Below are 13,615 nucleotides of genomic sequence, written 5' to 3'. Positions count from 1 at the left end.
TGATTTAGCTCATGACGATTCGCGCCGAATTCCAGCCCACCGTAGATGAGTTCATGTCTAACCTAGAGTCCTTTGCCACCGGGGATTACCTCAAGGAAGAGGAAAAGGAGTTCTGGGAGGCACCGTTCGATGCAACGGTGCTTCCGGATCTTCGCAGCATCCTCGAGTCCTTCCTCGATGATCTGGATAAGCTGCCCGATGATCCGGAAGGTGGGCTGTTGAGTGCAGCGGTGCGCCCCTCCGTGGAGAAACTCGCCGCCTTCAACCGAAAGAATGCTGACGCAGTGCTGGAGCCGGAGGAAAAGGAGGAGCTCACGGAGCTTATTCACTCTGCCTCGGCGGCCACCGGCGCGGATGACGATGCCTTGGCACAGCTACCGGAACTGGATTTTTAATTGACTGATAGTGAGCAGGCTGCAGGTGCTACCCGTCCCGCAGCGATCTTCTGGGATATGGATGGCACCCTTACTAATTCCGAGCCCCTTTGGGAGCAAGCCACCTTCCACCTCTCCGAAACGCTGGGACGCCGGCTAACGCCGACGGAGCGCTTAGCCACGGTAGGCGCCACGTTCGAGGACACCTTGGCCATCTGCGCCGATAAGGCGGGCGTCGTGCTTCAGCCCGGAGATACCGAAAAGTACCGTCGGCTCATGTTCGACTATGTCAAGTCCCTTTTTGTCGAACACCTCGAGATATTCCCGGGTATTCCGGAGCTGCTTAGTGAGCTCAAGGAGTTGGGTGTGCCCATGATGGTGACCACGAATACCGAACGTTACGTGGCGGACTCCGCGATTGCGGCTTTAGGCCGACACTACTTCGTGGACACGATTTGCGGTGACGAAGTCCCGCGGGGCAAACCCGCTCCGGACATGTATGCCGAAGCTGCCCGCCGGGTAGGCGCCTTACCGCAGGATTGCCTGGTCTTTGAAGATTCTGCAGCCGGCATGCGCGCGGCTGTCGCCGCTGGCTGCACCGTCATCGCGCTGCCCGAGGGCGACCACGTTGCGGTACCGGAGGAGGCGACCGTCATCACCGAGTTGCGCGGAACCCAGCACCGCCATCTCGACGGTGCTTCAGCCGCCGACGTCCACGACTGGTACAACCGCCTACGCGCACTCTAGCCGCCGCGGATTCGCTGCGGGGCGGTGGAGCGGTTGACTCCTTCCGTCGGGATTTCGGCTAGGGAGGAAGCATTTTATGCAGCAGTGTGGAAGAATAAGCCATTGTGAAGAATTTTGAGAGCCTGTTTGAGGAATTGTCCCAGAAAATCGCCGAGCGCCCTGAAGGCTCCGGCACCGTGGAAGCTTTTGACAAAGGGATCCACCACCTGGGCAAGAAAATCATCGAAGAGGCTGGCGAAGTGTGGATTGCCGCAGAGTATCAGTCCGATGAAGAGCTCGCCGAGGAGATGTCGCAGCTGCTGTACTGGCTCCAAGTCATGGCCCACAAGCGTGGCCTGAAGCTCGAGGACATTTACACCTACCTCTAATCGGCCGCCCAGTACGAGGGCTTCCAGCAGTTTCAACAACCAGCGCAATCACCGTAGAAAGCACCGCACACTCATGATCAAAATCGCCGTCCCTAACAAAGGCTCTCTGTCCGAGGCCGCTCTGGAGATCCTCAAGGAAGCAGGATATAAGGGCCGTGGTCACAATAAATCGTTGAACGTAGTGGATGAGGACAACGGCGTCGAGTTCTTTTTCCTGCGTCCGAAAGATATCGCCATTTATGTCGCGCAGGGTGTCCTTGATCTCGGGATTACTGGCCGCGACTTGGCTCTCGATTCGCGCGCGAAATTTAACGAAGTCTTGGATCTCGGTTTTGGCGCCTCAACGTTCCGCTACGCAGCACCAGCGGGGGAGCAGTGGGATGTTCCGAAGCTCCAGGGCAAGCGCATCGCTACCTCGTACCCCAACGTTGTGCGCAATCACCTCAGCGCGAATGGAATTGAGGCTGACGTCATTCGCCTCGACGGAGCGGTGGAGATTTCGATTCACCTCGGTGTCGCAGACGTGATCGCAGATGTTGTCTCAACGGGAACTACCCTGCGTCAGCAAGGGCTTAAGCCCTTTGGCGAGCCCATCGTTTCTTCCGAGGCCGTCGTGATCAAGCGCGAGGGCGAAGAAGTCACGGCCGAAGAGAACGTTGTGCTCAGCCGCATTCGCGGAATCCTCAACGCCCGCCACTATGTCATGCTCGATTACAACGTGGCGGAAGAGAAGCTCCCGGACGTCGAAGCTGTGACCCCCGGCTTAACTGGTCCCACCATCTCTCCATTGGCACGCGAAGGGTGGGTGGCCGTGCGCGTCATGGTGCCCCGCAAGCAGGCTAATCAGGTGATGGACGCGCTGGAAGGGCTCGGCGCCGAGGCAATCTTGGCTTCAGATCTGCGAATTGCCCGCTTTTAGGGGGAGAATCCAAGCATTTTATTCGCGCTCCTAGCTACGATGGGGGCTGACCATCATCGTTCTTCGATTTTTATGCAAGGAGTCAGCCCCGATGGCAAAGACAACTAAGAAGGATGCTCAGCCGGAGGCCAAGGAGACCAAGGACGTGAAGTCCCAGGTCGAGGAAAAAGCCACCAACAAGGCTCCGAAGTCCCCGTCCAGCAAAAAGACGCGTACTGAGACTGATCTTCTCGGCTCCGTAGAGGTTCCGAGCGATGCGTACTACGGTGTTCATACGCTGCGCGCTATCGAGAACTTCCAGATTTCCTACGTGACCATCAACACCATCCCGGATTTCATCCGCGGTATGGTGCAGGTCAAGAAGGCCACCGCGATGGCTAACCGCCGTCTGCACGTCCTTCCTAAGAAAAAGGCAGAGGCAATCATCTGGGCTTGTGACCAGATCCTGGAAGAGGGCCGCTGCATGGACCAGTTCCCGCTGGATGTCTTCCAGGGTGGCGCTGGCACCTCGCTCAACATGAACACCAACGAGGTTGTGGCCAACCTGGCGCTCGAGCACCTCGGTGAGGAAAAGGGTTCCTACGACGTCATCAACCCGAACGATGATGTCAACATGTCCCAGTCCACCAATGACGCATACCCCACCGGCTTCCGCTTGGGCATCTACTACGCCATGGAAGACCTCATCGAGCGCATCGATACCCTGCAGGCAGCATTCCACGCCAAGGGCAACGAGTTCGTTGACATCCTAAAGATGGGCCGCACCCAGCTGCAGGATGCCGTTCCGATGACCCTTGGTGATGAATTCAAGGCCTTCGCGCACAACCTTGCGGAAGAGCAGGCCATCCTGCGTGACGCCCAGAAGCGTCTGCTGGAGATCAACCTCGGCGCAACCGCTATCGGTACCGGCGTGAATACCCCGGCCGGCTACCGCCACCAGGTCACCGCCGCATTGTCCGAGGTCACTGGTCTGGAGATTAAGACCGCCCGCGATCTCATTGAGGCAACCTCTGACTGTGGCGCTTACGTACTGCTGCACTCCACCATCAAGCGTGCAGCAATGAAGCTGGCCAAGATCTGTAATGACCTGCGCCTGCTGTCGTCTGGCCCCCGCGCTGGCCTGGCCGAAATCAACCTGCCGCCGCGTCAGGCTGGTTCCTCCATCATGCCGGGTAAGGTCAACCCGGTTATTCCGGAGGTTGTCAACCAGGTCTGCTTCAAGATCTTCGGCAACGACCACGTCGTCACCATGGCCGCTGAGGCAGGCCAGCTGCAGCTCAACGTCATGGAGCCGGTGATCGGTGAGGCACTGTTCCAGTCCATCCGCATCATGGGCAACGCCGTCGACACCCTGCGTGAGAAGTGCGTCGTGGGCATCACCGCCAACGCTGACGTCTGCCGTGCTTATGTGGAGAACTCCATCGGTATCGTCACCTACCTGAACCCGTTCATCGGCCACCACAACGGTGACCTCATTGCCAAGGAGTCCCTGAAGACCGGCAAGGGAGTCAAGGAACTGGTTCTGGAGAAGGGCCTGCTCGACGAGGAAACCCTCAACAAGGTTCTGTCCGTGGAAAACCTCATGCACCCGGAGTTCCGCGGCCAGCTGTACATCGACGAATAAATCGTCGCCCAGCACTAGCGAGAGCGAATCGCTCATGCTGTACAACACACGCCCGCGCTGCCTCAATGATGGCGGCGCGGGCGTGTGCCCGTTTTCAACCACACCAGGTATCACGCCCTCTCTCGAGACCGAGCCGTCGGTGCGCACTTTTGTGGAAACGGACACAATCGGGCCTGAATACTCGCTAAAGCCACACCAATAGGGAAGAATAAAAACTGTCAGTTCTCGCGCCATGGTCGTGTTCTGACCGCCGCGCGAATTACCACCCATACTGCAGTTCAACTGCACATATTGGAGTTACACAATGGTTGTAGTGCACATCCTCATCGTCCTTGCGGCGATCTATCTCGGTGCCCGAATCGGTTCAATCGGCATTGGTATGGCCGGCGGCTTGGGCGTTCTACTTTTAGGCCTCACCGGCGTCCCCGTCACCCGCGAAGATATCCCCTTCGATGTCATCGGCATCATCATGACCGTTATCGCGGCCATCGCTGCCATGCAGCGCGCTGGCGGCATGGACTATCTGGTCTACCTGGCAGAGAGATTCCTTCGTAAAAACCCGAAGAAGATCACGTTCTATGCCCCGGTCGTCACGTGGCTGATGACCGTTCTGGCAGGCACTGGACACACCGCTTTTTCCACGCTCCCGGTTATCGTCGAGGTCGCCAAGGAAGGCAAGGTCCGCCCCTCACGCCCGTTGTCCATCGCGGTTGTTGCCTCGCAGATGGCCATCTGCGCCTCACCCATCTCTGCGGCCGTAGTCTTGCTGGCCTCCCTGTTGGAGCCCATGGGCGTGGGCTATTTGCAGATCCTCGCCGTGCTCATTCCTACGACGTTCCTCTCCATTTTCCCTGCCGCCTGGATAGCCAACCGAGCAGGTGCTGAGCTTGAAGATGATCCCGTTTACCAAGAGCGCAAGGCCCAAGGCCTGGTGAAGGTGCCACAGGGCTCCCACAACTACAGCCCGGTGCAGGGCGCCAAGACCTCCGTGATCATCTTCCTGGTTGCCATCGTCATCGTTATGCTGTGGGCCACCCTGACCTCCTCCCAGGTAGGACTCATTGAAGAGCCGACTCTGCCCCGTAACGAAGCCATCATGACGGTGATGCTTACCGCTGCAACCCTCATCGTCATGATCACCAAGATCTCCGCTGGCGATGTTCTCAACACCCCAGTGTTCAAGTCTGGCATGTCTGCCTGTATCTGTGTGCTTGGTGTGGCCTGGTTGGGCACCACGCTGATTAACCACTACATGGAGGACATCCAGGCTATCTCCGGGTCCATCATCGAGTCCGCCCCATGGTTGCTGGCCATCGTGCTCTTCTTTGCTGCGGCGCTGTTGTACTCCCAGGCAGCTACCACCAAGGCTCTCATGCCTGCGGCCCTGGCCCTTGGCGTCAACCCGCTGACTGCAGTCGCTGCCTTCCCCGCGGTATCCGCTCTGTTCATTCTGCCGACGTACCCGACCCTGTTGGCGGCCGTTGAAATGGATGACACTGGCTCGACCCGCATCGGAAAGGCTGTCTTCAACCACCCGTTCATCATTCCTGGCACTGTGAGCATCGTCTTGTCGGTCCTCCTGTGCTACGCCATCGGCGCAGTCGTTCTCTAGCATTATCAAAAAATTATTTGATTTTGCTCAAGACACTTCTTTAGCGCGCTAAGCTGGTGGGCATGACTACGCAACCTTCTGATGTTGAGATCGCTCAAGCCCACCAGCTCGAACCCATCACTGATATTGCCGCCCGCGCCGGTATCCCAGCGCCCGCCCTTATCCCTTATGGGCAGAACAAAGCCAAAGTAGATATCACCCAAGTTGGGGATACACCCGCCAACGGCAAACTCGTCCTCGTTACTGGTGTCTCGCCGACTCCAGCAGGTGAGGGCAAATCCACTGTCCTTATCGGTTTGACCGATGCCCTCACCCAGCTGGGGAAGAAGGCTATCGTGGCACTGCGCGAGCCCTCCCAGGGCCCCGTCATGGGCATTAAGGGAGGCGCCGCTGGAGGCGGCTACTCCCAGGTTGTTCCCATGGAGGACATCAACCTCCACTTCACGGGTGACTTCCACGCCATCTCTGCGGCGACCAATACCTTGGCCGCCATCATCGATAACCACATCCACCAAGGCAACGCTCTCAACATCGATCCGCGTCGCATCACCTGGCAGCGCTGTATCGACGTCAACGACCGCGCGCTGCGCAATGTCGTCACCGGTCTTGGCGGCCCGGCCCACGGTGTACCGGGGGAGACCGGTTTCACCATTACCGCGGCATCCGAAATCATGGCCATCCTGGGACTCGCCACTGACTTGGCAGACCTGAAGAAGCGCCTTGGCGACATCACCGTGGGCTACACCTATGACCAGAAGCCGGTCACTGCGCGCGAGTTGGGGGCAGAAGGCGCGCTGACGGCACTGATGCGCGATGCACTCAACCCCAACTTGGTGCAAACTCTCGGCGGAACCCCGGCCTTCGTCCACGGCGGACCATTTGCCAACATCGCTCACGGCTGCAACACGCTCCTCGCTACCCAAACCGCGATGCGCTTCGGCGATATCGTTCTTACGGAGGCAGGGTTCGGCGCGGATCTCGGCGGTGAAAAATTCCTCGACGTCAAGTCCCGCTTCGGTAACCTCGATGTCGCCGGCGCCGTCGTCGTGGCGACTATCCGTTCCCAGAAGTACAACGGTGGCCAGCCACGTGAGGAACTGACTACGGAAAACCTGGAAGCGTTGAAGAAGGGCGTGGTCAACCTCGAGCGCCACGTGGAGAACCTCCGCAAGTTTGGTCTGACCCCAGTGGTGGCCCTCAACCTCTTCGGCAGCGATACCGATGCCGAGCGCGAGTTCATGCGCCAGTGGGCGGCAGACTTTGACGTCGCGCTCGAGGAAGCAGAGGTGTGGGCCAAGGGAGGCGCCGGCGCCACAGCGCTAGCTGAGCGCCTTTTGGACAGCCTCTCCGAAGGCTCCTCTCACCAGCTTTACGATCCCGCCGATGGTATCGAGGCATCCATCGAGACCATCGCCACGGAAATTTACCGCGCAGAACGCGTCGAGTATTCCTCCAAGGCGCTCAAGGATCTCAAGTACATCAAGGACAACGGCTGGGAGAAGTTCCCCGTCGTTATCTCTAAGACCCAGTACTCCTTCTCCGATGATCCCAGCCAGCTCGGCGCTCCGGAAGGCCACGTCCTCCACGTCCGCGAGCTGCAGCCGCGCACCGGCGCTGGTTTCATCGTTGCCCTAACCGGTGACGTCATGACCATGCCGGGCCTGCCGAAGAAGCCCGCGGCGAACAACATCGACGTTGCCGCTGACGGATCGATCTCCGGCTTGTTCTAAGCCTCCGTGCGGTCTACGCAGCGCAATCTACGCGGTCTGGTCGGGCCACCCGGGATACTCGGGTGGCGTTCCACCAAAAGCCGGGCAGAGGTCTTGGAACGAGCACCAACCGCACAGCTTTGAAGTCTTCGGCCTAAAGTCTCCGGCCTTGCCATCGCCTTCGATTCTGGCCCAGAGCTCGCCTAGGTCGCGCTCGAAATACTCCAGTTCCTCCGGTCCCGGCGTGAGGAACATAGAGTCCAGAACCTTGAGGTACATCAGCCGCAGCTGCGTAGGGATGGTGCCGAGTAGCCGCCAGTACACCAGCGCGTAGAAATTCATTTGGAACTGCGCGTCCTGGGAATAACGGGGGAGCGGCTTCTTTCCGGTCTTATAGTCGACCACACGCACCTCGCCGGTGGGGGCGACGTCGACGCGGTCGATAAACCCGCGCACCGGCACGCCGTTGGGCAGCACGGTGTCGACGTACATTTCGCACTCGTGGGCGTCGAAACCTTGCGGGTTTTCCATCTGGAAGTAGCCCTTGATGAGCTCACGTGCTTCGACGAAGAAGTCGAGTTCTTCCTGTTCTGGGACTAATTCGCGTAGCTCGGGATCGGATTCAATCATCACTGCCCATTCGGGCTTAATCATCTTCACCGCCACCGGGTACTCCCGCTCCTCGCGTGGTAGCTGGTGCATCTTTTCCAGGACGGCGTGGACCAGCGTTCCCTTGACCTGTGCCTTCGTCTTGGGCTCGGGGAGCTTGTCGATGGCCCGGAAGCGATAGAGCAGCGGGCACTGCTTGTAATCGGAGGCGCGGGAAGGGGAGAGGGCTAGTCGTTTCGGCATAATGTTTCTCAGCCTAGCGCATAGGCACACACAGTCCTTCCGGCATCACCCGGCAGTCCGTGGCAAGCTGGAAGCATGAGCACTACGCAAGATTTTCTCGATTTCATCGCCGCCAGCCCGTCCTCCTACCACGCGGCTGAGGAGGTAGCGCGCAGACTCGTTGAGGCGGGTTTTAGCCGCCAGGATGAGTCCGCCGAGTGGTCAGCCGAACCGGGCGGCCACGTCATGGTCCGGGGTGGTGCGGTCATGGCATGGTTTGTCCCCGAGGGCGCGAGCCCGGACTCCGGCTTCCGGATTATCGGCTCCCATACTGATTCGCCCGGTCTTGCTCTCAAGCCCACCCCAGATTTCGACTCCGCCGGTTGGCAGCAGGTGGCCGTGGAAGTCTATGGCGGTGTGCTTCTCCACAGCTGGTTCGACCGCGAGCTCACCGTGGGCGGCCAGGTCATCACGAAGGATGGTAGCCGCCACTTGGTCAATACCGGGCCTCTCCTGCGCCTGCCTTCCTTGGCGATCCACCTCTACCGCAAGGATGAGTTCAAGCCGGATCGCCAGCGCCACATGCAGCCGGTGCTCTCCGTAGGCACTCCGGAGACGTCGGTGATGGGGGTCGTCGGCAAGCAGCTTGGCGTTGCTCCGGAAGACATTGCTTCCTTCAACCTCATTACCGCCGATGCCCAGCGCGGTGAAGTCTTTGGCGCCGGCGAAAAGCTCATCGCTGCTGGACGCATGGACAACCTCTCTTCCGTCCACGCCTCCCTGCGTGCCCTTCTCGCCGCTGCCCGCAACGCCGACTCGATTGAGCACAAGGACATCCTCGTCATGGCGGCCTTCGACCATGAAGAAGTTGGCTCCTCTTCGCGCTATGGCGCTGGTGGGCCGATTCTGGGGGATATCCTTACCCGCACCGCGCGGGCGCTCGGCGCCAATGAGGAGCAGCGCTTCCAAATGTTCGCGCGCTCCAGCTGTGTGTCGGCCGATGCCGCCCACTCCGTGCACCCGAACTACGCGGAAAAGCACGATCCCACCCACCACCCGATCATCGGCCAGGGGCCGGTGACCAAGATCAACGGCAACCAGCGCTACGCTTCCGACGCCAACACTGTGGCCCTGTGGGAATCTGCCTGCCGCCGTGCGGGCGTTCCGGTCCAGCGCTTCGTGGGAAATAACGATGTCCCGTGTGGCTCCACCATCGGGCCGATTTCTGCCACCCGTCTGGGCATCCCTACCGTTGATGTGGGAGTGCCGATGCTCTCGATGCACTCGATCCGCGAGCTGGTAGGCGAGCGCGACCAACTATGGCTTGGTAACGCCCTTGAGGCATACTTGGTGGGTTAATCCTAGCCACCCAAACTATGTGAAAGGTTCCCACGCCATGGCTTATTCTGGCCCCTTCCGCTACGGCGACCGCGTGCAGCTCACCGATGCCAAGCGGCGTCACTACACCATCGTCCTCGAGGAGGGAGGCCGGTTCCATTCGCACAAGGGCATCATCAACCACGATGATGTCGTCGGCATGGATGAAGGCTCCGTCATCGATTCGACTCTGGGCAGCTCCTTCCTCTTGTTTCGCCACCTCATGGTGGACCATGTCCTGTCGATGCCACGGGGTGCCGCGGTGATTTATCCCAAAGACTCCGCGCAGATTCTGGTCGAAGGCGATATCTTCATGGGCGCACGCGTGCTCGAGGCCGGCGCCGGTTCCGGCGCTCTCTCGATGACGCTGTTGCGCGCCGTGGGGCCGGAAGGCCACGTTTTCTCCTATGAGGTGCGCGATGATCACCTGGAATACGCCGTGGACAACGTCACCGAATACTTCGGTAAGCAGCCCGAATGGTGGAGCCCGCGTCTGGGGGACTTGGCCGATGTCACCGTCGAGGATCTGGGTGGCCCGGTGGACCGCGTCATCCTGGACATGCTCGAGCCCTGGGAGCACCTTGAGAAGGTACGCGACATCCTCATCCCGGGCGGCGTTTTCATGACCTACGTGGCCACCGTGCCGCAGCTGATGAAGGTCATGGAGGGCATCCGCGAGCTCAAGTGCTTTACGGAGCCGCGGGCCTGGGAGTCCCTCGTGCGTGAATGGAAGGTGGAAGGTTTGGCCACCCGCCCGGAGCATCGCATGAACGCGCACACCGCGTTTCTGATCTGGACGCGCCGGCTTGCCGACGGCGTCACTCCACCCCGCCCGCAGCGCCGCGCCCGAAAGTAAACCCTTTCACACTAATCGTGGGTTGCTGCGCGCTAGGGTGGGATCTATGAACGATGCCACTCATTCCCAGGAACTTGGCCAGCAGCGTCGCCAGATAGAGCAGCTCGCTGAACGCAATGCCAAGCTTGCTGCCCTGTTGAAGGATGCTCGCACGAAGCTTCAGCAGATGCTCGCGGAGGTTGACGCCCTTGCGGAGCCCGCCTCCACATACGGTGTCTTTCTGGGCTATTCCGGGCGTGCGCACGATTCGCGCCGCGACGCTGAGGTTTATACCAACGGTCGAGCCATGCGGGTCAAGATTTCGCCGAACCTCGAGCCCGGCTCCCTGAAAGTAGGGCAGCAGGTGCGCTTGGGCGAGGGCTTCGTTATCGTGGAGGCCTGCGCCCCTGTAAATACCGGCGCGCTGGCCACGCTACAAGAGCGTCTCGGCACCGACCGCGCCGTGGTCATTAATTCCTCTGGTGAAGAGCAGGTTATTCTCCTCGCCGCAGCGTTGCGGGATACCGTGCGCGCCGGCGATACCCTCTTGGTCGAGCCCAAATCAGGTGTAGCCACCGAACGCGTGCACAAGACTGAGGTAGCGCAGCTCACGCTGGAGGAGGTTCCTGACGTCTCCTACGAGGACATCGGCGGTTTGGACGAGCAGATCTCCCTTATCCGCGATTCCGTCGAGCTGCCTTTCCTCCACCCAGAGCTCTACCGCCAGTATGACCTCCAGCCGCCTAAGGGCGTGCTGCTCTACGGCCCGCCAGGCTGCGGAAAGACGCTCATCGCCAAGGCGGTGGCGCATTCGCTGTCCGCATCACTGGCAGCTAGTGCCCCCAGCTACTTCCTCAATGTGAAGGGCCCAGAACTGCTCAACAAATTCGTAGGCGAGACTGAGCGCCGCATCCGCCTCATCTTCGAACGCGCCCGCGAGCTTGCTTCCGAGCCCACCGAGGATGGCAGCCAGCGCCCGGTCATCATCTTTTTCGATGAGATGGAATCCATCTTCCGCACGCGTGGCTCCGGCGTGTCCTCCGATATGGAGACCACCGTCGTCCCGCAGCTGCTGACGGAGCTGGACGGTGTGGAGAAGCTCAGCAACGTCATCGTCATCGGCGCCACCAACCGCGAGGAACTCATCGACCCCGCCATCATGCGCCCGGGGCGCCTCGATATCAAGATTCGCGTCAACCGCCCGACCAAGCAGGGCGCGCGGGAAATCTTTGCGCGCCACTTTCCAGAATCAGTCCCGCACGAAGGCGACCTTTCCCAGCTCATCGATACCGCGGTCGACGATCTCTACGCCGAGCGGCCGTTCGTCAAACTCCACTTCGCTAACGCGGATCCGCGTGTGCTGCACTACCGGGACTTCGTGTCCGGCGCAATGATCGCCAACATCGTCTCCCGTGCCAAGAAGCTGGCGATCAAGGAAGCGTTGGACGCAGCCACTGCCACCGATGGGGCGAAGTCCACCGGCATAACCGCAGCGCACCTCCACGAGGCTATAGCCGCGGAACAGGCTGAATCGGAATACGTCCCCACCTCCGCCAACCCGGAAGAGTGGGCAAAGATCGTCGCAGGTACCTCTGCTGGCGCGTATGTCACCCAGGTCGAATTGATGGGAGTGTAGCCATGAGCCGTGTTCTAGGAACCGAAACTGAGTATGGAATCTCCACGCCGTCCAACCCGGCGCTGTCACCGATCGTGACCTCCACCCATGCTGTTGTGGCTTATGCCGCCCTGCATACCGGCGCGCGCTCCCGCTGGGATTTTCGGGAGGAGCACCCGCTGCGCGATAGCCGCGGCTTCGATCTCAAGCGCTACCACACCGTGCCGGTGGTGGACCCGAACGCGCTGGGTGTGGCCAACGTGGTGACCGCCAATGGCGCGCGTTTCTACGTCGACCACGCCCACCCCGAATACTCCTCACCGGAGTGCACGAATGCCTGGGATGCGATGCTTTACGACGCCGCCGGTGACCTCATCCTGCGCCGTGCAGGGGAGGCCGTAGCATCGCTGACCGCGCAGGGCACGTCCGTGTTGGCCACACACGATCCCTGCCCGCCGCTGAAGTTTTACAAGAACAATGTGGACGGCAAGGGGGCTTCCTATGGCAGCCACGAGAATTACCAGTACTCTCGGAACACCGACTTCGATGATATTGCCCAGGGGCTGATTCCTTTCTTCGTTGCCCGCCAAGTGGTCACCGGTGCCGGCCGCATGGGTGTGGGCGTCGATGGAGAGGAGCCAGGTTTCCAGATTTCGCAGCGCGCGGACTACATCGAGCAGGAAATCTCCCTAGAAACCACCCTCAACCGCGGCATCATTAACACCCGCGACGAGCCACACGCGGTGGCCGAGGACTTCGGCCGCCTGCACGTCATCATCGGTGACGCCACGATGTCCCACACCTCGACGCTGCTCAAGCTAGGCATGACCTCGCTAGTACTCGATGCCATCGAGAGCGGCGTGGACTTTAGTGACATGCGCCTTATGGAACCGGTGGAGGAGGTGCAGCGGGTGAGCCGCGACCTTACCTTGACCCATCAGCTTAAGCTTCACGACGGCCGCCGCCTCACCGCCCTCGACATCTTGGCCATCTACCGGGAAAGGGTTACCGCCGCCTCCGAAGCGGATGAAAAGGTACTCACCGTCTGGGACGAGGTTGTCGAGCTTCTGGCCGACAACCCGCTCAAGGCCGCCCACCTGCTGGATTGGGTAGCAAAATACCGCTTGATTAAGGGCTACCTGGACCGCGGCGTGGCGGCCGATGATCCGAAGCTGGCGCTGATCGATCTGCAGTACACCGACATCGATCCGGCAAAGTCCCTCTACCATGCGCTCGTGCGCAAGGGGCAGATGCGTACCTTGGTCAGCGAGGAAGAGATTGCTGCTGCAGCGGAAACGCCGCCCGCGGATACCCGCGCCTACCTGCGCGGCCACGCCACCCGAAAGTTCGGGGAGGATGTCTTGGCGGCGTCCTGGCAGTCGCTGACCTTCCGCATCGGTGAGGCCGAGGGAGCCAACTCTGGTACTGCCTGCGTGGCACTCGACGACACAAAAAGACTCGGGCAGGACGAGGTGGGCGCTCTGCTGGAATCTGCGGACAGCGCCGCCGACTTCGTTAATAGGTTGCGCCAGCTCGGGGTGCGAATCGAGTACCCTACACTGTATTAGCGCAGCATTTTCCACTCGCGAAAGGAGCTCTTAAGA

General features: G+C 60.4%; 12 protein-coding genes. 11 read left to right on the top strand and 1 reads right to left on the bottom strand.

Going from position 1 to position 13,615, the window contains the following annotated elements; genetic code table 11:
- Positions 1-11 precede the first annotated feature (11 nt).
- The 7 genes from HMPREF2993_RS12290 (at position 12) to HMPREF2993_RS12260 (ending at position 7,374) form a co-directional block, all read left to right on the top strand.
- Positions 12-395: a hypothetical protein gene (locus HMPREF2993_RS12290; RefSeq protein WP_046649142.1), complete on the top strand. Its 384-nt coding sequence runs from the start codon at positions 12-14 to the stop codon at positions 393-395.
- The gene (locus HMPREF2993_RS12285) at positions 396-1,121 is read left to right on the top strand and encodes an HAD family hydrolase (protein ID WP_046649143.1); all 726 of its coding nucleotides are present in this window, start codon (positions 396-398) and stop codon (positions 1,119-1,121) included.
- A 104-nt stretch (positions 1,122-1,225) separates the two neighbouring features.
- Positions 1,226-1,489, top strand: coding sequence for a phosphoribosyl-ATP diphosphatase (locus tag HMPREF2993_RS12280; RefSeq protein WP_046649144.1), 264 nt, complete (start codon positions 1,226-1,228; stop codon positions 1,487-1,489).
- Positions 1,490-1,562: 73 nt separating this feature from the next.
- Positions 1,563-2,408, top strand: coding sequence for an ATP phosphoribosyltransferase (gene hisG / locus HMPREF2993_RS12275; protein WP_046649145.1), 846 nt, complete (start codon positions 1,563-1,565; stop codon positions 2,406-2,408).
- 91 nt (positions 2,409-2,499) lie between these two features.
- Entirely contained in the window at positions 2,500-4,032 is a 1,533-nt protein-coding gene (gene aspA / locus HMPREF2993_RS12270) for an aspartate ammonia-lyase (RefSeq protein WP_070702608.1), read from the top strand.
- A 304-nt stretch (positions 4,033-4,336) separates the two neighbouring features.
- Entirely contained in the window at positions 4,337-5,644 is a 1,308-nt protein-coding gene (locus HMPREF2993_RS12265; RefSeq protein WP_070702606.1) for an anaerobic C4-dicarboxylate transporter, read from the top strand.
- Positions 5,645-5,706: 62 nt separating this feature from the next.
- Positions 5,707-7,374, top strand: coding sequence for a formate--tetrahydrofolate ligase (locus HMPREF2993_RS12260; protein WP_070702604.1), 1,668 nt, complete (start codon positions 5,707-5,709; stop codon positions 7,372-7,374).
- Positions 7,375-7,401: 27 nt separating this feature from the next.
- Here the strand turns inward: HMPREF2993_RS12260 and HMPREF2993_RS12255 are convergent, their stop codons facing one another.
- Positions 7,402-8,205 carry a RecB family exonuclease gene (locus HMPREF2993_RS12255; RefSeq protein ID WP_046649148.1) on the bottom strand — a complete coding sequence of 268 codons (804 nt, stop codon included), beginning with the start codon at positions 8,203-8,205 and terminating at the stop codon, positions 7,402-7,404.
- Between the two features lie 75 nt (positions 8,206-8,280).
- Between HMPREF2993_RS12255 and HMPREF2993_RS12250 the strand changes: the two genes are divergently transcribed.
- Genes HMPREF2993_RS12250 through dop form a run of 4 tightly spaced genes read left to right on the top strand, consistent with a single transcriptional unit; the run spans position 8,281 to position 13,579 of the window.
- Entirely contained in the window at positions 8,281-9,543 is a 1,263-nt protein-coding gene (locus HMPREF2993_RS12250; RefSeq protein ID WP_070702601.1) for a M18 family aminopeptidase, read from the top strand.
- Between the two features lie 37 nt (positions 9,544-9,580).
- Positions 9,581-10,417 carry a tRNA (adenine-N1)-methyltransferase gene (locus tag HMPREF2993_RS12245; protein ID WP_070702599.1) on the top strand — a complete coding sequence of 279 codons (837 nt, stop codon included), beginning with the start codon at positions 9,581-9,583 and terminating at the stop codon, positions 10,415-10,417.
- 46 nt (positions 10,418-10,463) lie between these two features.
- Complete coding sequence (arc, locus tag HMPREF2993_RS12240) at positions 10,464-12,032, top strand: proteasome ATPase (RefSeq protein WP_070511868.1); 1,569 nt, start codon at positions 10,464-10,466, stop codon at positions 12,030-12,032.
- 2 nt (positions 12,033-12,034) lie between these two features.
- Positions 12,035-13,579 (top strand): depupylase/deamidase Dop, encoded by a 1,545-nt coding sequence (gene dop / locus HMPREF2993_RS12235; RefSeq protein ID WP_070702598.1) that lies wholly within the window; start codon positions 12,035-12,037, stop codon positions 13,577-13,579.
- Positions 13,580-13,615 lie beyond the last annotated feature (36 nt).

This window comes from Corynebacterium sp. HMSC068G04 (genome assembly GCF_001814885.1).
GTDB lineage: Bacteria > Actinomycetota > Actinomycetes > Mycobacteriales > Mycobacteriaceae > Corynebacterium > Corynebacterium hiratae.
This window is presented reverse-complemented; position numbering and strand designations above follow the sequence as displayed.